This window comes from Haladaptatus sp. DYSN1 (assembly GCF_029489995.1).
In the GTDB taxonomy this organism is placed as follows: Archaea; Halobacteriota; Halobacteria; order Halobacteriales; family Halococcaceae; genus QDMS2.
In genome coordinates, this window is the sequence record NZ_CP120470.1 from 200,432 (window position 1) to 222,771 (window position 22,340).

Here is a 22,340-nt window from a genome sequence, read left to right on the forward strand (position 1 = left end):
GAATAACAACACAAGAGAATATCAATGTATCTGGAATATTTGTGATTTCTGATAGTCGCGGTGGCAGAGTCACTCCGTCAAAGGGAGGATGATACCGAAAAACAGCGGCACGAGCAGCGCCCCGAGGACGCCGATCACTTCGAGGTCGAAAAAGAGCGTTTCCTCCCAGGCGGGCAGCGACGAGTACAGCGCGTGCCCGATGAGTTCACCGCCCGCGCCGATTGCGAACAGGCCGAGGCTCAACAGAAAGCCCAGTTTCGTCACCGCAGCGTAGTCGATGTTTCCGTAGCGTCCCATGACACGTCGTTTCCCGGCGGATAGCTAAAATGTTCTGCGACCGAGTGTGACACAGTATCACGAAAAGTAGATAACGAGCGGTCAAATGAGTGGGAGTATGAGAGAACTACTCGTCGACCTCGGCGCGGAGCTGTTCGCGGTGCTCGTGTACGCCGTGGGCGCTGGCACACTCACCACACTGAGTGTGGCCGCCGAACTCACCGGCTTCGAAACGATTGCCACGGGCGACCTGACGATGGGCCTCTGGTTCGCGTTCATGGGCGTCGTCCTCGGCTACTTCGGCATCGTTCTCATCGGCCGCGGAAAGTTGCTGCCCGCACTGTTCGCCCTCGGCACGAGCGACAATTGAACCGACAGTCTAACCGATTCTCCTTTAATCCCTGAGAGGGTTCACCACTGTATGAGCAGGTTTGCTGACGTCGACGACCAGTACGACCCCGACGCCGTAGAGGAGCGGGTGTTCGACTACTGGGACGACGTCGACGCCTACGAGCAGACGAAACAACACCGACAGGAGGCCGAGACGTTCTTCTTCGTCGACGGCCCCCCGTACACCTCCGGGGCCGCCCACATGGGCACCACCTGGAACAAGACGCTGAAAGACGCGACCATCCGCTACAAGCGGATGCAGGGGTGGAACGTCACCGACCGTCCGGGCTACGACATGCACGGCCTCCCCATCGAGACGAAAGTCGAGGAGAAACTCGGCTTCGAGAACAAGAAGGACATCGAGGCGTTCGGCATCGAGAACTTCATCGACGAGTGCAAGCAGTTCGCCGACGACAACCTGGAGGGCCTCCAGTCTGACTTCAAGTCCTTCGGCGTCTGGATGGACTGGGAAAACCCCTACCGAACCGTCTCCCCCGAATACATGGAAGCCGCGTGGTGGGGCTTCAAGCAGGCCCACGAGCGCGGCCTCGTCGAACTCGGCAAACGCTCCATCAACCAGTGTCCACGCTGTGAGACGGCCATCGCCGATGCCGAGGTCGAATACGACGAAATCGAGTCGCCATCTATCTACGTGAAGTTCCCGCTCCGCGACCGCGAGGGCTCGCTCGTCATCTGGACGACCACCCCGTGGACCATCCCGGCGAACACGTTCGTCGCGGTCGGCGAGGACATGACCTATCAGGCCGTGAAGGCGACGAAAGACGGTGAGAGCGAGGTACTCTACCTCGCCGAACCGTGCGTCGAAGGCGCGCTCAAAGAGGGGCGCTACGACGACTTCGAAATCCTCGAAGAAGTCACGGGCGCGGACATGGTCGGTTGGGAGTACGACCACCCGCTCGCAGACGAAGTGCCAGACCACGCCGCATTCGAGGGTGCCGGACAGGTCTACACCGCGGACTACGTCGAAGCAGACCGCACGGGCCTCGTCCACTCCGCACCCGGCCACGGGCAAGAGGACTTCGAGCGCGGGACAGAACTCGGTCTCGACATCTTCTGCCCCGTCGCCGGTGACGGAACGTTCACCGAACAGGGTGGCAAGTACGAAGGCCAGTTCGTCCGCGACGCGAACGAGAACGTCATCGCCGACCTAGAGGCGAAGGACCTGCTCCTCGCCTCGGGTCGACACCGCCACCGCTACGGCCACTGTTGGCGCTGTGACACGGACATCGTCTTCCTCGCTACCGACCAGTGGTTCATCACGGTCAGTGACATCAAAGACGAACTCCTCGACAACATCGAGGATTCGGAGTGGCACCCAGACTGGGCGCGTGACAACCGATTCCGCGACTGGGTGGAGAACGCCCGCGACTGGAACGTCTCCCGCCAGCGTTACTGGGGCATCCCCATCCCCATCTGGATGTGCGACGACGCTTCGTGTGGCCACCTGAACGTGGTCGGCACGCGCGAGGAACTCGCAGAACGCGTCCACGAGGACGTCGATCCGAGCGAAGTCGACCTCCACCGCCCGGCCGTCGACCCGCTCACGATGTCGTGTGAGGAGTGTGGCTCTGACGCCCACCGCGTCCCCGACGTGTTCGACGTCTGGCTCGACTCCTCGGTCGCCTCGTGGGGCACGCTCGACTACCCATCCGAGACCGAGCGGTTCGACGAACTCTGGCCGGCAGACCTCATCATCGAGGCCCACGACCAGACGCGCGGGTGGTTCTGGTCGCAACTGGGCATGGGCACCGCCGCACTCGGCGAGATTCCGTACAAGGAGGTTCTCATGCACGGCTTCGCGAACGACAAGGACGGTCGCAAGATGTCCAAATCAGTTGGCAACGTCGTCGAACCCCACGAGGCAATCGACAAGCACGGTTCGGACGCGATGCGTCTGTTTCTCCTCTCGGTGAACCCACAGGGTGAGGACATGCGCTTCTCGTGGGACGAGATGGCGACCATGCAGCGCCACCTCAACATCCTCTGGAACGTCTTCCGGTTCCCGCTGCCGTACATGCGCATGGACGGCTTCGACCCCGAAGCCCAGACCGTAGACGACGTGACCCTCGACCAGGAAGACCGCTGGCTGCTCTCGCGACTCCAGACGGTCAAGCAGTCCATGACCGCGTCGATGGACGACTTCCGCTACGACCGCGCCGTCGGGACGCTCGTCGACTTCGTCGTTGAGGACGTCTCACGATTCTACATCCAGGTCGTCCGCGAGCGCATGTGGGAGGAGGCCGAATCCGACTCCAAGACGTCCGCGTACACGACGTTCTACCACGTCCTCTCGGAAGTCGTCGCGCTGCTCGCGCCGTTCGCACCGTTCATCACCGAGGAAATCTACCAGAACCTCACCGGTGACGCAGGCTACGACACGGTCCACATGTGCGACTGGCCTGAGTACGACCGGGCACTCCACAACGAGCAGTTAGAGTGGGAGATGACGGTCGTCCGCGCCGTCGAGGAAGCCGGGTCGAACGCCCGCCAACAGGCAGAGCGCAAACTCCGCTGGCCGGTCACGCGCATCGTCGTCGACGCCACAGATGACCGGGTGGCAGCGGCCGTCCGGTCGCAGGCGTCCCTCGTCGCAGAGCGCCTCAACGCCCGCACCATCGAGGTCATCGACCCCGAGGACTCGTGGGGCGAACTCTACTACAGCGCAGAAGCCGACATGAGCCTGCTCGGCCCCGCCTTCGGCGGTGACGCCGGGAAAGTCATGAACGCGCTCAACGAGGCCCGCATCACCGAACCGTCGCTCGCCGCACTCCAAGACGCCGTGAGCGAGCAACTCGGCGAGGACATCGAACTGGAGGAGGACATGGTCACCTTCGTCACGAAGACGCCGGAGGGGACGAGTGCTGCCTCGTTCTCCCTCGAAGGCGGTGCACAGGGCACCGTCTACGTGGACACCACGCTCACCGAGGACATCGAGAGTGAGGGCTACGCCCGCGAGGTCATCCGCCGCGTCCAGGAGATGCGCAAAGATCTGGACCTCGACTTAGACGCCTCCATCCGCCTCGCCTACGACATCGCAGACGAGCGCGTGGCTGATCTCGTCTCGGCGCACGAGGAACTCATCGCATCCGAGGTTCGGGCCACCGACGTCGGGCACGTCGAAAACGGCCACCGCAAGGAATGGGACGTTGAAGGCGTCACGATGACGCTCGCAATCGAGAAGGCAGCCTAATACAGAAAACCCCTCTTCTGTCGAAGATCTCGTTCTACGTATAGGTTGTTGCGGCCCTGGTGAATAGAAGGCGCAAGTCGGTCACACCGGACCTCTCGTCCGGCTAAGGCAGACAGGGAATAGCATCAAGCGGGCGGCTCCTCACGACATTCTACACGCCTATCGAGGCACCCGGTTGAGGGTTGAAACAGCCCCCTTCTCGTCGAGGGTCGCCACCAGTCGGTCCCCGTCGGCCTCGAGGACCATCTCCAATTCGAACGGGTCTTCGGAGCGAACCGTCTGGCGTTGGACCAATTCCAGTTCGATCAGGAGCCAGTCGTACCAGGGGTCGTAGCCATGATCGTCGAGAAACACGAGCACTCTCGGTTCGGTGAGTAGACACCGGTTGCTCGGAATACCGAACATCTGTTGACAGACATCACACACGATGACGTACTGAACCTCGAAGATGGTGTCACACGACTCACAGCGACGGCCCGGTTCGACATGGTGGTCCTCACAGACATGGGGCGTCGCGCTCGTGGTTCCGGTGCAGTCGGGACAGACCCCCTCCACTGCGGACATGATTTGGTGTTTCACCATGACATCCAGTGCCCGGTAGAACTCCTCTGGGTCCCGGCTGCGGGTGCCGACCGGCGAGAGCGAATCGGTCAGGCTCAATGCCCCATCGAACCCAGTGCCACCGAACGCTCCCTCGCACTCGGTGCACCTGATCGCAAAGTATCCACGGGTCAGGTCGGTGTTGCACTCGAAGACGGTCTGTCCCCCACAGATTTCGCACGGCTTGTCGTTCGGGACCGTCTCGAACACGACTTCGTCGGTGAATGCCCCAGCGAGGATCGCGCTGACCACGCGCTCACCCTCCCGTCGGAGGATGTACCCATCCGCTGATTGGTGAACGAACCGGCCCAGAAGAGGCTTGAGGTGGTAGTTGAACTGCGAGCCGTCCCGCATCCCGAGGGACTTTCGCAACTCTGAGAACGCTATCGGGTGCTGCGGTACGTGTTCGTCGGGACGGCGTTGTTTCCAGAGTTCGAACAGGATGGCGAGTCGCGTCTCGTGGCCGAGTACAGCGAAAGCCCGATCCGGCGTGAGTTCGTGTTCCTGCTCTTCGTCGGAGGTCATAGGGTACACCAATAGGTGCCGGTGAATCATAACAATTATCAACAGACCTATGTTTTCGGGTCGATTACCTCGGCCAGTTTTGCCGTCCGATGGAGCGGGAATTCGCAGTTCACCGGTGGAACGAACACCGTCGGCGGCGCGCCGTCGGGCACACCGAGGAACGTCGCGTATGCCACGGCACTGTGGCTATGGCTCGGATTCGACGCGATATGGACGTTTCCCTGCCCGGGGTCGATGAAGGCCTCGCCCGCCGAGTAGGACCGAACGATACAGTCCCGTTCGTTGACGAGTTCGAGTTCGCCTTCAACGACGCTGACGATTACTGGTCCAGGGTGGGTGTACCATCCGGAGGTCCCTTCTGGGTCCCACGTCACTTTGGCGACGACAGTCGTCGACGCGTCCCGTGGCAAATTGGAAACGACGGTTCCGCCTTCACCGTCGTACTTCATCTGAAACTTCGCGGCGACCCCGTCGAGGAATGTCGAGTGCCCGGCGAGGACTTCGACGTAGAATCCCACGGGACTGTCGACCTTGCGGTCGTCTCCCGGTTCGCCGTCGTGATTCATCGGATCGGCGGCAACGGGGACACTCGTCCCGAGTGCTGCGATGGTCAGGGCACTGGCCTTCAACACGGTACGGCGCAACACACCACCGGGCTGTTGAGTCTCACTTCTTCGGTCGACTGTATCGGTTCTGGTCATCTCTCCTCTTCGTTATCGACGCCACGGTGGAAGATAAATGTAAACTGGATTATATTTCTATCCGAAAGCGGACTGTAATTCGTTGTCCTGAATCGACTGACATGATCACCATGAGAGATGCTCAGCAAGCCAATGCTGGCAAACTTCTAAGATTTCAACAGCGCCAAAAACTCAGTTTTCAAGTGCCTCGGCAATCGCCGGGGCCACACTCACCGCGCTCACCGCGCGTTCGATAGTGTCGGTGCCGTAAATCGCTTCCACGCCGGCGCGGGCGAGTTTCGTCTGTGCGTTGCTCGCGAGCATCGGGTGGATGCAGGTGACGAAGACGCGGTTGGGTTCGCGCCCCTGAAGGATCTGAATCGACTCGCTCATCGTCGAACCGGTGGCGATGATGTCGTCGACGAGCACCACGTCGCGCCCAGAGACTTCAGCGTCGCTCGGCGTGATTTCCACCTCGCTGCCCGAGAGACGCTTTTTCACGAAGAAGTCGGTGTCGCCCGCGCCGTAGGCGTCGCGGACGGTTCCCGCTAGGTCGATGGCTCCCTCGTCGGGCGCGAGAAAGAGGGGGTCGGTGAGGTCGTCGGGAAGGGGCGTCGCGAGGCGGTGGGCGGCGTCCACCGACGCGCAAGGGACGGAGAAGAAGTCACAGAGCAGTTCTTCGTGAGGATTCACCGTCACGACCCCATCGGTTCCGGTGGAGATTGCCCGCGCCATCGCCCGAGCGGAGACGGGTTCGCCCCGCTTGAACGACCGGTCCTGGCGGCCGTAGCCCATGTACGGAATGACGGTCGTAATCTCCGTCGCCCCCGCCTCGCGGGCGGCGTCCTGCAACTGGAGCAGTTCGACGTGCGCGTCGCTCGACACTGTCGAGGAGACGATGATGGCGTGGTCGTCGTCGAAGTCACCGACCGACGCGAGCAGTTCGCCGTCCGGAAAGTGTTCGGTCGCGGCCATCGCAAGGTCGTGGCCCGTCTTGGCGGCGAGTGCCGCCGCGAGCGCCTGCGACGCGGACCCACTTACAATCATATGAGAACGGTGTACGCAGGGTGTAAACCCATTTTCGGTCCCGCTACAGCACGCAGAGTGCGTGCACGTCACGCAGTCCGAGCGGGTGGGTTCGGTAACCCTCGCCCGCATCCGCGAGGAACGTGCCGTCTACCGTCGCCGCGTAGGTGGCCGCGTCGTAGGCGGCGTCTGCTACCTGTCCGGAGACTGGGAGCGAGACGGCCCCCCACTCGTCGTCGGAGGCGTAGAACTCGTCCGCGGTGGCGGCGTGTGCCCGGCCGTCCTCGGCGGTGGAGACCATGGTAAAGTCGCCGTCCAGTGCCTCCATCCAGCCGTTCCCGAGGTAGTAAAGCCCATCTGCGGTGGCGGCGTGGGGCGTCCCCGCCGTGCTCACGTCGCGGACGGATTCGAGGCCCGCTTCGATGCAGTCTGCGGTGGTGACCTGACAGACGCCGTCGTCGGTAGCCACGAGGTTGCCGGAGATGGCATTCACCCGCCCTGAAAGGCTCGTAATCGCAGACCAGTCGGTGGCATAGCGAGCAAGGGTACCCGCTGGCCCGCCCGCGAGCAAGACGCCGTCGTTGAACTCGACGGCCGTCGCCGGGCCGAAACCCGTCTCCACGAATTCCTCGCCGTCGTGGACAAGCACATCCTCTTCGGTGGCGACGGCGACCTGTTCGTCGTTCGCCGCGACGTCCCGTGCCGCACACTGGACGAGCAGTTCAGTCTGGCCGACCTGTGCTCCCGCAATCGAGACGGCCGCGACGCCAACGTCGGTGGCCGCGAGGACGACGGTCTTTCCCGTCTTTTCGCCGAACACTCGTTTTTCCTCGAGGCTTTGCATGGCTGACACACGGAACGGGGCAGGTGAAAGTGTTGCGGGATAGAAAGGCGACCCGTGCCGGACAAAAATGACAGCGGTCAGGCAGGGCGAGCGACGCGCCAGACTGCCTCCCCCAACCGCCAACACAGGCCGCCAACAAACGTTCCCACAGCGACGACCATCGCGAGCAGCCACGCGTTCCCGACGAGCGAGAGGTCGGAGAGACCGAGCGCGAGGGCGATGGTGAACATCGAGAACGGAAGGAGGAGACTCGCAATCGACGCAATTCCCGACGTGAGAAACAGCAATCGCTGGGGCCGCGAAAACTGGATTGCCCATGGGTGCGTGGTCGGAACTGCGAAGATGAACGCGAGAGCGACGAAACTCACCCACGCGATGGCGTAGGCGAGGAGTAATGCGAGGCCACCGGGAAACCCCTGGTCGGGGCCGGTCACCAGCGTGTGCATCTCGCCGAGGATGCTCACGAGACTCATCACCGCCAGCAAGGCGACAGGAACCTGCAGCGCACCGATTCGTTCGCGGAGGGACATGGTTCTGGTCAAATCACTGATGTGATAAGCTTTCGGGACAATCCACGCGTTCTTTGTACCGGTCGTGCGAGGTGTCAAATATGGCAACGCGCGCAACGTTCGAAGTGTTCCAGGACAACGCAGACCAGTGGCGCTGGCGACTCGTCGCCTCGAACGGCAACATCATCGCAGACAGCGGCGAAGGCTACCAGACCAAACAGGGCGTCGAGCGCGGCATCGAGAGCGTCAAAAAGAACGCCGCCAGCGCGACCGTCGAGTTCCTCGACTGACCGTCACGGTGGCGAGCGAGAGCTATCTAACCCCGAAAGAGCCGATTTCGGCGTCTTCAGCCGGTCTGCGAGTTGAATTCCCACAGACCCGCTCGAACGCGTTTTCGTGCCCTTCACGCCGTCTACCCCGAGAATTCCGCGCATGAGACGATAGCTTGTGAATTAAATATCCGTCCCTCGTTTGCCTACGTGAACGAGCAGTTCGTACACATGGACGACCTATCACCGGCCCGCGTATCGACGGGCCACTTGACGGAGGGGCGAATCGACAGATGAGACAAAAATCGCTCGGCGCAATCGCGGCAACGGTCGTGCTGACGCTGCCGTGGATTGCCGTGTGGCTTGGCCTCGTGCCGTCGCTCTCGACGGGCGCGACGGTCGTCGTGAGCGGTCTCGCCGTTCTCGGCGCGTCGTTCTTGCTCGCGTGGGGGGCAGAGACCGCAGAGAAGGACGTGCCGCGAGCGTTCGCCATCGCCGTTTTGGCGGTGCTCGCCGTTGCACCCGAATATGCGGTTGACGCACTCTACGCCTGGAACGCAGGGGTCTTCGCCGGCACAGAACGCGGCGTCGAAGCCGGTAACCTCGCCATCGCGAACATGACCGGCGCGAACCGCATCCTCATCGGCATCGGCTGGGCCGGCATCACGCTGTTCACCCTCTATCGTTCCGGGTCGTCGAAAGACTCCTCCGTCGAGCGACGGACTGGTTTCCTCGCAGACGTGGTCAAACTCGACCGCGATATCGGTCTCGAGATCGTCTTCTTGCTCGTCGCCACGCTGTGGGCGTTCCTCGTCCCACTCGGTGGCGGCATCGACATCCTCGACATGCTGTTCCTCGTCGGCCTCTACGTCGCCTACATCGCCATCATTCTCAAGGGCGACATCGAACACGAAGAACACAACGTGGGCGTTCCCGCCTACCTCCAGCGATTTCCAAAAGGCAAGCGGATTGCCACCGTCATCGCGCTGTTCGCCTTCTCCGGACTGATGATTTTCACCGCCGTCGAACCCTTCGCACATGGCCTCGAAGAACTCGGCAAGAATGTTGGCATTCCGTCGTTCTTCATGATTCAGTGGGTCGCGCCGCTGGCCTCCGAGTCGCCGGAACTCATCGTCGTCGCCTACCTGGTGAACAAGGCGCGCTCGACCGCCGGATTCAACGCGCTCATCTCCTCGAAACTCAACCAGTGGACGCTCCTCATCGGGACGCTCGTGGTGGTCTACTCCATCGCACTTGGCACCTACGGTGCGCTCCCGTTCGACCAGAAGCAATCCGGCGAAATCTGGCTCACCGCAGCCCAGTCCTTCTTCGCCATCTCGATTCTGGTGAACTTCGAAATCTCCGCCCGCGAAGCGGTCGTCCTGCTCACGCTGTTCGTCTCGCAGGTCGTCATCGAGTTCCTGCTCATCCGCGAGTACATCTCGCTCGCGATTTCGAGCTACGAACTCCTTCTCGCCTACTCGGTGCTCTACATCGTCATCGGCGCGCTTCTGTTCTTCACCCGCCGGAAGGCGTTCCGGGGCATCTTGAAGCAGACGAGGGGTACGGTTGGTGAGGCATTAGGGAGTGGGAGGAATGAGTCGGTGAGCGCGGACGACTAAAAAGGAAGAAGCTAATTTTTTACGGTGGATTTATTGGAACTCATTGAGGAAACTCTTTGCTTACTAATGACTTCCCCCAATGGACAATTCCATAAAACGTATGACAGAATAGAACATAAAATTGCCGGGTTCAACTTCGTAGACGGGCGTTTATTTTTGGAGCGATTACCACAATAACTGTGCCATTGAGCGGATGCACCCTTGACCAAGATCCAATCCAATCAGGAACGCTGGTCATTGCGAACGACCACGACCAACCGCATACAGTCACAGTAACTGTCTCAAAAACGAGTGAAGACGACAATGATGCCCCCTTCAGAGATGACACCCAGCCACCCGAAGCTCCATCAATTTGGGATCGAACGGATGTATTTGACGTGGCAGCAGGCGGCCGAGTGCGTAAATCAACCTTCATCTCCGAAACAGGTGCATTCCATATAGTAGTTCAATTAGAGATAGGAATAAACGCAAGTACATGGCTTGGACTCGGACCAGGAGGGCCAAGCGGAGAACAGGTCACTGGGGGGTTCATTTTGGTTGATATTCACGAAGATGGGCGTTTAGGACTTAATACGCCAGTTGATGATTGAATTAACCAAATTATATAGATTGTTTTTGGTTTGGATTTAGATAGTTTTATTAAACCAATTTTGAATATTAATGACCAAACATATATACCAGCATACTGCTCATACCTGGAACCCATACTCAACAAATCCAGCAATCCTGCCCGAGACTGCCACACACCCGCCGGAGAACGTCGGAAGGCTTTCAATCAACCCGCGCTACATTTCTGTTAATGAAAGTATTCGGGTCGAGTGGCACCCGCGGTGTGGCGAACATCGAACTCACGCCGTCGTTCGCCCTGCGCGTCGCGGCGGCCGCTGGAACGGTCTGGAACGCAGACCGCGTCGCGGTCGGGCGCGACACACGAACCACCGGGCGAATGCTGGCCGACGCCGCCGCGAGCGGCCTCGCGAGTACGGGCGCAGACGTAGACCGCATCGGCGTCATCCCAACGCCGGGCCTCCAGGCATACGCAGAACGCGAGTGCATCCCTGCGCTCATGATTACGGCGAGCCACAACCCGCCCGAGTACAACGGCATCAAACTCGTCGGCGACGACGGCGTCGAACTCTCGAAACACCAGCTCGAACGCGTCGAAGGCACCATCCTCGGTGAGAAGTTCGACAAAATCCCGTGGGACGAGACGGGAAACACCCGCATCGTCGAGGGGGCACGGAAAGCGTACGTCGAAGAACTCCTCGAAGCCGTCGACCGCGAGAAAATCGCCGACGCGAACCTGACCGTCGCCCTCGACCCCGGCCACGGCGCAGGGTCGCTCACCAGCCCCGACTTCTTCCGCGAACTCGGCTGCGACGTCGTGACGGTCAACGCCCAACCGGACGGCCACTTCCCGGGTCGAGACCCCGAACCGATTCCAGAGAACCTCGCTGACCTCGGGCGACTCGTCCGGGCGGCGGACGCCGACATCGGCATCGCCCACGACGGCGACGCAGACCGGGCCATCTTCTACGACGAGAACGGGCGCTACATCGAGGGTGACGCGACGCTCGCCGCTCTTGCTGCGGCCGAACTCAAACCCGAGGACGCCACCGTCTCCGCGGTGAACGTCTCCCAGCGCCTCGTCGACTTGACCGCCGAGGTGGGCGCATCGCTCGAACTCACGCCTGTGGGAAGTACGAACATCATCACCCGCATCGAGGAACTCCAGCGCGGGGACGTCCACGTCCCAATCGCCGGGGAGGGCAACGGTGGGGTACTGTTCCCCGACTACCGCCTCGCCCGCGACGGGGCCTACACCGCCGCGAAGTTCCTCGAACTCCTCGCAGACCGACAGGCGAGCGAGGTGGTCAAGCAGTTCGAGGGGTACGAGAACATCCGGACGAAGATTCACTACGACACCGACGCCGAGTACGACGCGATGTTATTTGCCGCAGAACAGCACGCAGAGAAGGCGTCCGCGGAACTCTCGACCATCGACGGCTTCCGCCTCGACCACGGCGACGCGTGGGTGCTCGTCCGCCCGAGTGGGACCGAACCGCTCATCCGCATCTACGCCGAGGCCCACGGCAAACACCGCGCCCAGGAACTCGTCGACGGAATGTACGAGGCGCTCGTGGAGGCAAAACTGGAAGCCACGAGCGAAGCAGAAGAGGAGTAGTCAGTACACGTCGTCCGGGTCGAACGCTTTTTCGTCGACCACCTCGCCGTCTATCGTCCGGTAGAAACACGACCGGTAGCCCGTGTGGCACGCGCCGCCGCCCTCCTGCTGGACGAGGTAGAGGAGGGTGTCGCCGTCGCAATCGACGCGAATTTCCGAGACGTGCTGGACGTGACCACTGGTTCCTCCTTTCTTCCAGAGTTCGTCACGAGAGCGCGAGTAGTAGTGGGCGAGGCCCGTCTCTTTGGTCTGCTCGACTGCTTCTTCGGTGACGTAGGCGAGCATCAGCACTTCGCCCGTCTCGTCGTCCTGCGCGATGGCCGGCAGCAGGTCCTGTTCGTCGAACGCGAGGGCAATCGTCATAGTCGGGAGAAGGGAGGAGGTGGCTTTGAGTCTTTTCACGCGAGGCCAATCGCTTCGAGGATGGCGAACAGCACGTCGCCGTAGGAGAGCGCGACGAGCAGGCCGACGAACAGCGGGACGATGAACGGGATGCCAGGCGAAATCCAGACGTTCTCTGCGGTGACGAGCAAGTCGAGCCCTTCGCGGAGTTGCTGTGGCGTGGTTCCATACGCCCAGTGGTCGATGTCGTCGAGGAAGGCCTGTGCGCCCCAGGGGTCGGCGGCGGCGGGGTCTGCCGGGTCGGGTTCCGGCGACTGTTCGAGTTCGACACCGCCGTCTGCGAGCGCGCCGTCACCCGGATGATTCGGTTCCGCGGGGAGCGTCGCCGGGTCGCGGAAGGCGTCCGGGTTCGCTCTGAGTTCTTCGAGGGTGAGGCCGCGATAGCGCAGGTACATCCGAAGGGCGTCGATGTCGAGGCCACCGCGGGTGAATCCCGACGAGGTTTCGAGAATGCGACCGTACGAGCGCGTGACCTCGTCCCAAGTGATGCGCTTGCCGACGAACATCACCTTCGAGATGTCCCCGGAGAGGGCGTTGCTGAGCGTCAGGACGACTGGGTAGGCGATACCGATGAGGACGGCGTTCGTGAGAATCGTGAGCGAGAACACGCCGAGTGGCGTCCAGACATACGGGAGTACGGTGTCGGCGATGCGGTAGACGGGGAACGTCGGGAACAACACGGCGATAACGAACAGCGCCTTCGCGTCCGCGCCGCCAAAGCCGCCAATGCGCCAGAACAGGTAGCTGAGTGGGATGACGATGCCGACGCTGAGTCCGGCCCGAATCGTGAACAGTTGGCGGGCGAATTCGCTGGCCGTGTAAGCGACGGAGGCGTCCCACGCGAACAGCGAGACCGCGAGAATCGCGAGCGGAATCCACGTCTCGTTTGGCACCCGGCGCGTCTTGATGTCGCGCCACGCCGCCCACCCGAGAATCGGGATGATGAGAAGTCGCAGGAGGTCTGGAGTCGAAGCAAACACTGACAGGAAACGCTCACTGAAACGAGTTAGCAGTTCCGGTCAGCGAGGTGGGGTAGCTGGCGCTCACGGCAGCAGCGTCGCGAAAAGGTTGCAGAGGGGCGTTTAAATGACGCGGTTCTGCAGGTAGTCGAGGTGCTTTGCGTTGTAGACGATTTTGATGTCGTCAGCAGCTGGGCTGCCGATGCAGGTCAGGCGGACTCCTTTCTCTTCGACTTCTTCGTCGGAGAGAATCTGCTGCATGTCCATCTCGATTTCGCCTTCCATGATGATTGCTGCGCAGTTTGCACAGGCACCAGCGCGGCACGAGAATGGCCAGTCGTAGCCCTGGGCCTCAGCAGCCTCGAGGACGTACTCGCCTTCGTTTACGTCGAGGGTGCCGTAGTCCTCTGCGTCGAGACCGGCGTCTGCGGCGTTCTCGAAGAGATCGTCGTCGTCAATGTCCCAGCCCTGGTCGTCCAGTACTTCGTAATTGAGGTATTCTACCGTGGGCATCAAGCCTCGGTTGGGTGGCCTGCTTGTTAGACCTTGCTGTTTCGGCGGTCATCAAAAATCGGGAACGTTCGCCTCAGACGAACGGCGCGAACCGGAACAGCAGGTAAGAGGCGACGCCAGCGAGCGTCGGCGTCAACAGCCAGAGCATCATCACCTTCCCCGTCGCCTGGGGGTCGAACAGCTCGCTCGCGGAGATTTCGCCGGGTTGTTCCTCTCCGATTCGTGGAACCGAACGGCGTTCACGACGCGCCGCGAGGGCGTTCACCGAGACGCCGCCGTCCTCGGCGGTAGGCGTCTTCGACGTGCCGCGAACCGCCGCACTCGCCACCTTCGAAATCGTCACCGTCCGGGTCGCTCGCCCCCAGCCGAGGCCGATGATGCACATCGTCGCGCTCACGGCCAGACTGGCCGGAATGCCGAGATACGAGAGGCCGGTGATGAGACTCGCGCTCACGACTTCGACGATGAGCGCGGCGAGAATCGGGAGGTCCGTGAGGTCGTTGCCGACCGTGTCGAGGGTGCGCCGGGCGATGGTGAACGCACCGAGACCGATGGCCGCGCCCGCGAGCAGGATGCCCTGATTCATCGTGATAGCGCCATTGCCGTACAGCGGCGCGATGGCGTTCGCGACGTTCGACGCGCCCGCAGAGAAGGCCATGTAACAGCCGATGGCGATGACGAGCAGACCGCCGATGAGATTTCGCCTGCTCACGTTCTCGCCGAGGCGGGGCCAGGGGAACGTACCGGAGCGGTCGAGTTCGATGAACGCCCCGTCACTGCGGTCTAAGGCGAACCAGTGGTCGAGATACGGGTAGAGGTAGCGGCCGATGACCGCACACACCCAGAAAGCGAGGATGGGGGAGACGAGCCACCAACTCACGATGCGGCCCATCACCGCCCAGTCGATGCTTCCGGTGGCGACGCCGAGGCCGGCGATAGCTCCGACGGCGGTCATCGAGGTGGAAGCGGGCACGCCAAAGAGGTTCGAGATGAGGAGCGCGAGGCCGATGAAGAACAAGATGGCGACGCTCGCAGTGAGGGTGAAGTAGTCCTGGGGGACGATTTGCCCTCCCATCGTCTCCACGACGTTGCGCCCGACGGTCCAGCCCCCGAGCAGGGCAAAGCCCGTCATCAGCCCGGCGGCGGCGAGTTTCGAGACGACGCGGCTGCCGACGGCCGGGCCGAAGGCTACGCCCGTAGAGGAGCCCCCGATGTTGAATCCGACGAAGGCGGCGACGAGCAAGCCGACGATGAGCAGCGCGCTGAACACGTCCCGAACCACGGGACGAGTCGGTTAAACGGTGTCGGCCTTCGAATCGGCCAATGAGTGTATATCACAGAAGTCGCTAGCGAGACCATGATTGAACGGCTCGCGTTCGTCACGGTTTACGTTGAAGACCAGGACGACGCGCTCGACTTCTACACCAATACGCTCGGGTTCACCCCGCGCGAGGACGTGGAAGTCGCACCGGGCGTCCGCTGGGTGACGGTCACACCATGGGCACAGCAGGAGGTCGCAATCGCACTCGAACAACCGAACGACAACTTTCACGGGCCGGAGACGGCCGCGCGAATGCGCCAACAAATCGGGAACGGCACGCCGTGGGCCTACACCGTCCACGACTGCCGGGGCACGGTCGAGCGACTCGCGAAGGGCAACGTGACAATCCGCCAGCGACCGGTCGAGCGCCGGTTCGGGCTGGAAGCAGTCATCGAGGACCTCTACGGCAACCCGCTGCTGCTCGTCGAACCCGACGAGCCAATCGACTGAGCAGTACCTGCCGAAGCCGAGTCCTTTAGGCGAAGTCGCCACCAACTGCGGGCAATGAGCGCATTTCCCGAGTTTCGGGTGATTCCGGCGGTCGATATGCAAGACGGGCAAGTCGTCCAACTCGTCGGCGGCGAGCGCGGCACCGAAAAGACCTATGGCGACCCGGTAGAGGCAGCCCAGAAGTGGATTGCGGCGGGCGCGACGACGCTCCACCTCGTGGACTTAGACGGCGCGTTCGAGGGCGAACGGCAGAACGCGAACGCCGTGGAAGCCATCCTCGACGCCGTGGACGTGGACGTGCAACTGGGCGGCGGGATTCGCACCGCAGAAGACGCCTTCGACCTGCTCTCGCGGGGCGTCAATCGGGTGATTCTCGGGACGGCGGCCATCGAGAACCCGGAGATTGTCGAGGAGATTAGCGAACGCTATCCGGGCAGCGTGATGGTCTCGCTCGACGCGAAAGGCGGCGAAGTCGTGGTGTCGGGATGGACCGAGGGCACGGGCCTCGACCCCGCGGAGGCGGCCAAACGCTACGAGGAGTTGGGTGCTGGCGCGATTCTCTTTACTGACGTGGACGTAGAAGGGCGGCTTGAGGGCGTGCAGACAGAGCCGGTGAAACGGCTTGCGGAAGCAGTCGAGATTCCGATTGTGGCGAGTGGGGGCGTGGCGACCATCGAGGACGTCGTGGCCCTGCGCGATGCGGGTGCTGACGCCGTCGTGGTCGGGAGTGCGCTGTACGAGGGGCGATTCTCGCTCGAAGAAGCGCAGGCGGCCCTCGACTAAATTCCCACAAGCGGAACCACCATGTAGGTGGCCCCTCTCTCATATCCTATGAGTGAGCGCTCGGCGGCCGTGACCCGCGAGACGGCCGAGACGGACATCGAAGTCATCCTCGACGTAGACGGCGAGGGCGAGTCCGTCGTGGACACGGGCATCGGCTTTTTCGACCACATGCTCGACGCATTCGCCACCCACGGCCTGTTCGACCTGACGGTGCGCTGTGACGGGGACGTAGAAATCGACGACCACCACACGGTCGAGGACGTGGCCATCACCCTCGGAGAGGCCTTCACGGAGGCACTCGGGGACAAGCGCGGAATCGTCCGCTACGCCGACCGCAAAGTGCCACTGGACGAGGCCGTCGCCTCGGTCGTCGTGGACATCTCCGGACGCCCGTACTTCGAGTTCGAGGGCGACTTCTCGCAGGACCACATCGGTGACTTCACGAGTCACATGGCAGAGCACTTTGCCATGTCGCTCGCGATGAACGCCGGCCTCACGCTCCACGCGAGCGTCAAGGGCGACAACGCCCACCACGAAGTGGAGGCGCTGTTCAAGTGTCTCGCCCGGAGTCTCGACGACGCCACCCGAATCGACGAGCGCCGGACGGACACCCCGAGCACGAAGGGAGCGCTCTGAATGTTCGACGAAATCATGCAGAAGTTCGAGGGAAGCCCGAGCCAGCAGGCCGTCATCCGCCTCCTGCTCGAACGCGGCTTTTCGGTGAACGAACAGGGACGCGTGGTGTCGGGCGGCATCGAGATTCCGAATACGGGCATCGCCCGCGAAATCGACGTGGACCGGCGTGTCGTGGACGCGACGACGGACGCGATTCTCGCGGACGAGGAGTTAAAGCGCATCTTCCAGAACATCTCGGCGATTCCGAGTCTGCGCGACCTCGCGCCGGTGCTCGATTTGACCGTGCTGACCGTCGAAGTCGCTGACGCTGACGAACCGGGCATCGTCGCGAAGGTCACGGGCCTCCTCGCGGACAACGGCATCTCGATTCGCCAGACCATCAGCGAGGACCCCGAGTTCACCGACGAACCGCGCCTCTACATCATCATGGACGACGAGTTACCGGGGGACTTGATAAACGAGATTCGGCGCCTGCCGTTCGTCCGAAAAATCGAACTGGAATAGACAACGTTTTTGCCGCCTCTCGCAGTCGATTGGCCAATGGCTGACATTGCTTCGCTCATCGAGGAGTGTGGCGCCGTGAAGTACGGAGAGTTCGAACTCGCGAGCGGCGAAACCTCGTCGTACTACGTGGACAAGTACGTCTTCGAGACCCAGCCGAAGGTGCTCGAAGCCATCGCCGAGGAAATCGCAGCGCGACTCGAAGGCAGCGACATCGACGTGATTGCGGGACCGGAACTGGGTGCGGTTCCGCTCGTCGCCGCCGTGACGATGAAGACGGGCATCCGCGGGGCGTTCATCCGCAAGGAGGCGAAGGGCTACGGCACGGATACCCGCGTCGAAGGTACCATCGATGAGGGCGACAAGGTGGCCCTGCTCGAAGACGTGACGACGACCGGCGGCACCATCTTAGAGACCGCACAGTTCGTCGAAAACGACCTCGGCGCAACCATCTCCCGTCTCATCGTGGTCGTGGACCGAAATCAGGGTGCGGTCGAAAATCTCCAAGACGGTGGCTTCGACCTGGAGGCCATCGTCCGCATCGGCAAGGACATCGACGTAACCAAATGACAGTACACGACGGCTAGCTGTCAACGTATCGTACTTTCGGTCGATGGATTGATTAGCGGCCCCGTGAAGGTTCACATGGCGACGGACTGAGATGTAGCGGCGTTACGCCCATTTCCCACCGTCGCAGTCAGAGGCACTCATCGAACCACATTCTCTCCCGAAGAGGGCGCGCCCCTGCCCTCGTTTCTCTCGGCGCTCGTAACCTGTTTAGGCGCGGCTCTCGAACCTTCGAGTAATGACACCGGACCCCTACCGAACGATTCGCGGCCGCGGCGAGGCGCGCTTCACCGTGCGAGGGTCCGAATTCATCGGCCACGCCCTGCCCGTGACCTCCGTCGAGGCGGCGGAGCAGTTCATCGACGAGATTTCGCAGGAGTTCGCAGACGCCACGCACAATGTCCCCGCATACCGCGTGCGGGCCGACCCGCTGCGCGAGTGGTCGAGCGACGACGGCGAACCGTCGAACTCTGCGGGTAAACCTGCCCTGTCGGTGCTCACTCACGAGGAACTCGAAAACGTCGCCGTCGTGATTACGCGGTACTACGGCGGGACGAACCTCGGCGTCGGTGGCCTCGTTCGCGCCTACTCGAAGGCTGCGAAGGAGGCTGTTGCGGCTGCGGGTATCGTCGAAGAGGTGCCACACGAACAGGTGTCGGTCACCGTCGAGTACGACGACTCGGGCACCGTGCGCGGCATCATCGAATCGACCGGCGCGGAGTTCGACGCATCCTACGACGCTGACGTCTCTTTCTCGGTCCGCATTCCCGTCGCGCAGTCGGCGTCGCTCAAGGACAGAATTCGAAGTGCGACGAGCGGGCGAGCAAAAATCGAGGAGTGAGATTATGCCGTCGTGTCGGTGTCGGCAACCGTCCCAGTGCCCTCGGCGCGAGGACCAGCAGCGCGGCGGTTCGCGACGACGAGCAGGACGAACAATGCGAGACCAACGCCACGGAGGGCGAGTTGTACCGTTTCGAGTTCGCCCGTGCCAGCCAGTGTGTTGGCGATGTCCGTGACCATTCCCGGTGCCATGAGTAACAGCGCAGAGATGGCGAACAAGCCGCGGTTCATCCGGCTCACGTCGGTGTAGAGGTAGCCGATGACCGTCGCGCCGAGACCGACGACGCCGACGAATACGGCGAGAATCGGCAAGACGACTTCAGGGATGAACCAGCCAACGTCGAGCACGTCCGCGGCGTTGATGACGCGAACATCCTCACCCGTGCCGACCCCGCGAATGAGCAGGATACCTGGCGTGAGGACGAACGCGAACGGCACGATGGCCTTGTTCAGCGAGAGCGAGAAGGCTTGGACACCCGTCTCGAACTGGTCGGACTTTGCAATCCCGGATGCGGCGTACGCGGCCACGGCCACCGGTGGCGTGATGTCCGCGATGACGCCGAAGTAGAGGATGAACAGGTGGGCTGCCAGAATCGGAATCCCGAATTCGGCGATTGCCGGCCCGAGCATCGACACCAGAATGATGTAGGTGACGGTGGTCGGCATCCCCATCCCCAGGATAATCGAGGAGACGGCGGTGAGCAACAACAGCAAGACGAGCGAACTCCCGGCGACGGTCAGGATGAGGCGCGTCAGGTTCGGTCCGAGACCGGTCGCGCTGATGACGCCGGGGATGATACCCGCAGCGGCGACGGCGATGACCACGGTCGTCGCCGTGCGTGCCCCGGAGTCCATCGACCGGAGGACGAACGTTCCGAAGCGGTACACCTGATTGGTCGCAAGCGACGGCCGGCCGAGACCCGCTGCGGTGCGTTCTGCAGTTTCGTCGATTTCGTCGTCGTAGTTGAGCAACGGCGATTCGTTGCGCGGGCGGAGGAGTAACGTGGCGATGCTCACGCCCATGATAATCCAGCCGAGGACGCCGGCGGCGGCCGAGAACGCCTCGGTTGCTGGCAGTCCGGCGCTACCCGCGCCGGTGATGGCGGACGTGACGCCGACGCCTGCGACGAAGTACGCCGCGAATTCGGCGACGAAGAGCGCGAGAATCACGCCGATGAGCGGGATGCGCGTCTTTTCGTTGTACGCCGCGATAAACGCGACGAGCGCCATGATAGCGACGAGCGTGAACCACGCAGAGCGGGCCACGGAGAGGCGCGCGATGATGAGGTAGTAGAGCAACAGTGCGAGCGGCACGAGGTAGAACCAGCCACGTCCCATGTGCTTTCGGGTGTTCACGATTTCGGATGGGTCTAAGCCACCGATGTCCACGCGCGAGGCTTCGAGGTGGACCATCACCCAGACGCCGAAGAAGAACACGATAGCCGGGATGGCGGCGGCAACGATGACGTCCGCGAACGGCGTCAGCGTGTACTCGACGATGAGGAACGCCGCCGCACCCATGACCGGCGGGAGAATCTGGCCGCCGGAGGACGCGGACGCTTCGACTGCACCGGCGAATTCAGAACGATACCCGGAGCGCTTCATCAGCGGGATGGTGAACGCACCGGTCGTCACCGTGTTTGCAATCGACGACCCGCTGATGGTTCCCATGAACCCGGACGCCAGGATGGACGCCTTCGCAGGGCCACCTTTTCGCGTCCCAGTTGCGGAGTACGCGAGGTCGATGAACCACTGGCCCGCCCCGGACATCTCGAGGAACGCCCCAAACAGGATGAAGATGTAGATGAACTGCACAGAGACGGTGACTGGAATCCCGAACACACCGTTTTCGGTGTTGTACCAGAGGTTCTGGATGATGACGTCCCAGCCGAGTTGCTCGATAGACAGGATACCGATGAGCTCTGCGTTCTGCGGGATGAGGAACCCGAAGCGGGCGTAGACGATGAACGCGGATACGATGAGCATCAAGTAAATGCCGAGTGCCCGTCGAGTCGCGTCTAAAACGAGCAGGACGCCGATGACACCGAGGATGAACGCGATGGACATCGAGTCGAACGGAATCCCAATCGCGCCGAGTGCCTGCGCAGGGCCTTCGAGGAAGGGAAGCACGTCACCGATGGTTCGACCAGAATTGAGGCCGAGTGCGCGCATTCGACGGATTTCGTCGAACTGCGTCAGGTGGTAAAGACCTGCCAGCAGTGCGAAGATAATCATCAGGAGGTCGAGAGGAGTGATTCGGTCGCGCGTGTCGTCTACCGCAAACCAGTGGAAGAAACCACCAGTGCGAGAGACGACACGGGCGAGCGGACTGCCGTCACCCGACGAGCGAATGACGGCGCGTTCTATCTTGGCAAATCGATTCGAGAGGAATCCCTCGCCTGTCGACGGCGGGAATAGCAAGAACGCCAGCACGAGAGCGAACGTCACGTGGACGGCGTTCACCGTGAGCAATTGGAGTGCTCCGAGGTTGATTTCACCGACGAAGGGGAGTGGGATGGCGAACGCGAATCCGCGTGCGGCAATCCACATCTGGAATGCGGAAAAGAGGATGGCCACGGCCGATACGAGTATCGCTGCTGTGCCTCTGACGGTGCGACGCCGTTCGAGCTTCTGCAGGAGTTCCTGCTGCTCTTCTTCCGAGATGACGTCGTCGTCATCCGGAGGCGTCGCAGTTCCGGGGGTTGGATTTTCTGTCATAGTTTCAGGGAATCTACCGCGACTGCCAGCGCAGATCGTTTCTCGACTGTGATTTTCACCGAGCTCGCGTCAGACGGTGCAACGAGGTCATACGTATGACTGTTGACATTCAGACGATGACCTGCTATTCGTCCCGCCTTGACATAAAGTTCATCGTCGGCCCACTCGGGTTCGAAGACGAACACGCCATTTTCCTGACGGACGTCCGCCCGGGCGGGAAGTCCCCACCCATAGGATTCGAACTCCATGTGGGTCATGACGATTCGGTCGCCATCGACGACGTAGGCGTCGAGGACGCGGGTTTTCTCGACACTGTGGGTGTACTCGATGCTAAAGGCAGTCCCGTTCTCGACGGGAATCGAATAGTACACCTGCCCGGTGTCTGCGTCCTCGACGACGAGTTCTGTGCCGACCGGCACGGCCGCCGCTCCTCCCGAAAGAAGAACCAAGAGGACCAACACGACCGCCACGATACGGAGCGACCTGCGCTCTACCATTTGCAGCCTTTGTGAA

23 protein-coding genes are annotated in these 22,340 nt (G+C 62.0%); 11 read left to right on the forward strand and 12 right to left on the reverse strand.

The window, feature by feature from the left end; genetic code table 11:
- Positions 1-69: 69 nt before the first annotated feature.
- Positions 70-297, reverse strand: coding sequence for a hypothetical protein (locus tag P0648_RS01020; RefSeq protein WP_276246104.1), 228 nt, complete (start codon positions 295-297; stop codon positions 70-72).
- Between the two features lie 97 nt (positions 298-394).
- Between P0648_RS01020 and P0648_RS01025 the strand changes: the two genes are divergently transcribed.
- Both P0648_RS01025 and ileS read left to right on the forward strand, forming a co-directional pair.
- Positions 395-646: a hypothetical protein gene (locus P0648_RS01025; RefSeq protein WP_277504912.1), complete on the forward strand. Its 252-nt coding sequence runs from the start codon at positions 395-397 to the stop codon at positions 644-646.
- A 51-nt stretch (positions 647-697) separates the two neighbouring features.
- The gene (gene ileS / locus P0648_RS01030) at positions 698-3,877 is read left to right on the forward strand and encodes an isoleucine--tRNA ligase (protein WP_277504913.1); all 3,180 of its coding nucleotides are present in this window, start codon (positions 698-700) and stop codon (positions 3,875-3,877) included.
- A gap of 159 nt (positions 3,878-4,036) precedes the next feature.
- Here the strand turns inward: ileS and P0648_RS01035 are convergent, their stop codons facing one another.
- The 5 genes from P0648_RS01035 to P0648_RS01055 all read right to left on the reverse strand — a co-directional run bounded on the left by P0648_RS01035 (position 4,037) and on the right by P0648_RS01055 (position 8,082).
- Entirely contained in the window at positions 4,037-5,002 is a 966-nt protein-coding gene (locus P0648_RS01035) for a hypothetical protein (protein ID WP_277504915.1), read from the reverse strand.
- Between the two features lie 47 nt (positions 5,003-5,049).
- Positions 5,050-5,649, reverse strand: coding sequence for a hypothetical protein (locus P0648_RS01040; RefSeq protein WP_277504917.1), 600 nt, complete (start codon positions 5,647-5,649; stop codon positions 5,050-5,052).
- Between the two features lie 225 nt (positions 5,650-5,874).
- Positions 5,875-6,729: a ribose-phosphate diphosphokinase gene (locus P0648_RS01045; protein ID WP_276246099.1), complete on the reverse strand. Its 855-nt coding sequence runs from the start codon at positions 6,727-6,729 to the stop codon at positions 5,875-5,877.
- Between the two features lie 43 nt (positions 6,730-6,772).
- Positions 6,773-7,552, reverse strand: coding sequence for a hypothetical protein (locus P0648_RS01050; protein ID WP_277504921.1), 780 nt, complete (start codon positions 7,550-7,552; stop codon positions 6,773-6,775).
- 77 nt (positions 7,553-7,629) lie between these two features.
- Positions 7,630-8,082 (reverse strand): hypothetical protein, encoded by a 453-nt coding sequence (locus P0648_RS01055; protein ID WP_276246097.1) that lies wholly within the window; start codon positions 8,080-8,082, stop codon positions 7,630-7,632.
- A gap of 80 nt (positions 8,083-8,162) precedes the next feature.
- On the opposite strand from P0648_RS01055, the gene P0648_RS01060 reads away from it, so the two are divergent.
- From P0648_RS01060 to glmM, 3 genes are all read left to right on the forward strand, one after another.
- Entirely contained in the window at positions 8,163-8,351 is a 189-nt protein-coding gene (locus P0648_RS01060; RefSeq protein ID WP_276246096.1) for an HVO_2922 family protein, read from the forward strand.
- Positions 8,352-8,623: 272 nt separating this feature from the next.
- Complete coding sequence (locus P0648_RS01065; protein WP_276246095.1) at positions 8,624-9,952, forward strand: sodium:calcium antiporter; 1,329 nt, start codon at positions 8,624-8,626, stop codon at positions 9,950-9,952.
- A 799-nt stretch (positions 9,953-10,751) separates the two neighbouring features.
- Positions 10,752-12,137: a phosphoglucosamine mutase gene (glmM, locus tag P0648_RS01070; protein ID WP_276246093.1), complete on the forward strand. Its 1,386-nt coding sequence runs from the start codon at positions 10,752-10,754 to the stop codon at positions 12,135-12,137.
- Here glmM and hisI read toward each other — a convergent pair whose 3' ends face one another.
- The 4 genes from hisI to P0648_RS01090 form a co-directional block, all read right to left on the reverse strand.
- Positions 12,138-12,539, reverse strand: a complete 402-nt coding sequence (gene hisI, locus P0648_RS01075) for a phosphoribosyl-AMP cyclohydrolase (protein ID WP_277504926.1) — start codon at positions 12,537-12,539, stop codon at positions 12,138-12,140. It lies immediately after the preceding gene.
- Positions 12,536-13,519 (reverse strand): A24 family peptidase, encoded by a 984-nt coding sequence (locus P0648_RS01080; protein WP_277504927.1) that lies wholly within the window; start codon positions 13,517-13,519, stop codon positions 12,536-12,538. Before P0648_RS01080 ends, hisI begins: the two co-directional genes overlap by 4 nt.
- Before the next feature lie 102 nt (positions 13,520-13,621).
- Positions 13,622-14,011 (reverse strand): ferredoxin Fer, encoded by a 390-nt coding sequence (fer, locus tag P0648_RS01085; RefSeq protein WP_276246090.1) that lies wholly within the window; start codon positions 14,009-14,011, stop codon positions 13,622-13,624.
- Between the two features lie 73 nt (positions 14,012-14,084).
- The gene (locus tag P0648_RS01090; RefSeq protein ID WP_277504931.1) at positions 14,085-15,281 is read right to left on the reverse strand and encodes an inorganic phosphate transporter; all 1,197 of its coding nucleotides are present in this window, start codon (positions 15,279-15,281) and stop codon (positions 14,085-14,087) included.
- 87 nt (positions 15,282-15,368) lie between these two features.
- Between P0648_RS01090 and P0648_RS01095 the strand changes: the two genes are divergently transcribed.
- The 6 genes from P0648_RS01095 to P0648_RS01120 all read left to right on the forward strand — a co-directional run bounded on the left by P0648_RS01095 (position 15,369) and on the right by P0648_RS01120 (position 19,110).
- On the forward strand, positions 15,369-15,782 hold the full coding sequence (locus tag P0648_RS01095) for a VOC family protein (protein ID WP_277504932.1): 414 nt from the start codon (positions 15,369-15,371) through the stop codon (positions 15,780-15,782).
- Positions 15,783-15,836: 54 nt separating this feature from the next.
- Complete coding sequence (gene hisA / locus P0648_RS01100; protein WP_277504933.1) at positions 15,837-16,565, forward strand: 1-(5-phosphoribosyl)-5-[(5-phosphoribosylamino)methylideneamino]imidazole-4-carboxamide isomerase; 729 nt, start codon at positions 15,837-15,839, stop codon at positions 16,563-16,565.
- 48 nt (positions 16,566-16,613) lie between these two features.
- Entirely contained in the window at positions 16,614-17,201 is a 588-nt protein-coding gene (gene hisB, locus P0648_RS01105; protein ID WP_276246086.1) for an imidazoleglycerol-phosphate dehydratase HisB, read from the forward strand.
- Complete coding sequence (locus tag P0648_RS01110; protein ID WP_276246085.1) at positions 17,202-17,705, forward strand: ACT domain-containing protein; 504 nt, start codon at positions 17,202-17,204, stop codon at positions 17,703-17,705.
- Positions 17,706-17,741: 36 nt separating this feature from the next.
- Positions 17,742-18,272 (forward strand): orotate phosphoribosyltransferase, encoded by a 531-nt coding sequence (gene pyrE, locus P0648_RS01115; RefSeq protein ID WP_276246084.1) that lies wholly within the window; start codon positions 17,742-17,744, stop codon positions 18,270-18,272.
- Positions 18,273-18,507: 235 nt separating this feature from the next.
- Positions 18,508-19,110 (forward strand): YigZ family protein, encoded by a 603-nt coding sequence (locus P0648_RS01120; protein ID WP_276246083.1) that lies wholly within the window; start codon positions 18,508-18,510, stop codon positions 19,108-19,110.
- A gap of 2 nt (positions 19,111-19,112) precedes the next feature.
- Here P0648_RS01120 and P0648_RS01125 read toward each other — a convergent pair whose 3' ends face one another.
- Positions 19,113-21,827, reverse strand: coding sequence for a TRAP transporter fused permease subunit (locus tag P0648_RS01125; protein WP_276246082.1), 2,715 nt, complete (start codon positions 21,825-21,827; stop codon positions 19,113-19,115).
- Complete coding sequence (locus P0648_RS01130; protein WP_277504936.1) at positions 21,824-22,324, reverse strand: DUF1850 domain-containing protein; 501 nt, start codon at positions 22,322-22,324, stop codon at positions 21,824-21,826. Before P0648_RS01130 ends, P0648_RS01125 begins: the two co-directional genes overlap by 4 nt.
- Positions 22,325-22,340: the final 16 nt, after the last annotated feature.

Bases quoted from the DNA above. Each gene is read 5' to 3' on its own strand.
- P0648_RS01020 (WP_276246104.1), bottom strand. From the start codon at position 297: ATGGGACGCTACGGAAACATCGACTACGCTGCGGTGACGAAACTGGGC.
- P0648_RS01025 (WP_277504912.1), top strand. From the start codon at position 395: ATGAGAGAACTACTCGTCGACCTCGGCGCGGAGCTGTTCGCGGTGCTC.
- ileS (WP_277504913.1), top strand. From the start codon at position 698: ATGAGCAGGTTTGCTGACGTCGACGACCAGTACGACCCCGACGCCGTA.
- P0648_RS01035 (WP_277504915.1), bottom strand. From the start codon at position 5,002: ATGACCTCCGACGAAGAGCAGGAACACGAACTCACGCCGGATCGGGCT.
- P0648_RS01045 (WP_276246099.1), bottom strand. From the start codon at position 6,729: ATGATTGTAAGTGGGTCCGCGTCGCAGGCGCTCGCGGCGGCACTCGCC.
- P0648_RS01050 (WP_277504921.1), bottom strand. From the start codon at position 7,552: ATGCAAAGCCTCGAGGAAAAACGAGTGTTCGGCGAAAAGACGGGAAAG.
- P0648_RS01055 (WP_276246097.1), bottom strand. From the start codon at position 8,082: ATGTCCCTCCGCGAACGAATCGGTGCGCTGCAGGTTCCTGTCGCCTTG.
- P0648_RS01060 (WP_276246096.1), top strand. From the start codon at position 8,163: ATGGCAACGCGCGCAACGTTCGAAGTGTTCCAGGACAACGCAGACCAG.
- P0648_RS01065 (WP_276246095.1), top strand. From the start codon at position 8,624: ATGAGACAAAAATCGCTCGGCGCAATCGCGGCAACGGTCGTGCTGACG.
- glmM (WP_276246093.1), top strand. From the start codon at position 10,752: ATGAAAGTATTCGGGTCGAGTGGCACCCGCGGTGTGGCGAACATCGAA.
- fer (WP_276246090.1), bottom strand. From the start codon at position 14,011: ATGCCCACGGTAGAATACCTCAATTACGAAGTACTGGACGACCAGGGC.
- P0648_RS01095 (WP_277504932.1), top strand. From the start codon at position 15,369: ATGATTGAACGGCTCGCGTTCGTCACGGTTTACGTTGAAGACCAGGAC.
- hisA (WP_277504933.1), top strand. From the start codon at position 15,837: ATGAGCGCATTTCCCGAGTTTCGGGTGATTCCGGCGGTCGATATGCAA.
- hisB (WP_276246086.1), top strand. From the start codon at position 16,614: ATGAGTGAGCGCTCGGCGGCCGTGACCCGCGAGACGGCCGAGACGGAC.
- P0648_RS01110 (WP_276246085.1), top strand. From the start codon at position 17,202: ATGTTCGACGAAATCATGCAGAAGTTCGAGGGAAGCCCGAGCCAGCAG.
- pyrE (WP_276246084.1), top strand. From the start codon at position 17,742: ATGGCTGACATTGCTTCGCTCATCGAGGAGTGTGGCGCCGTGAAGTAC.
- P0648_RS01120 (WP_276246083.1), top strand. From the start codon at position 18,508: ATGACACCGGACCCCTACCGAACGATTCGCGGCCGCGGCGAGGCGCGC.
- P0648_RS01125 (WP_276246082.1), bottom strand. From the start codon at position 21,827: ATGACAGAAAATCCAACCCCCGGAACTGCGACGCCTCCGGATGACGAC.
- P0648_RS01130 (WP_277504936.1), bottom strand. From the start codon at position 22,324: ATGGTAGAGCGCAGGTCGCTCCGTATCGTGGCGGTCGTGTTGGTCCTC.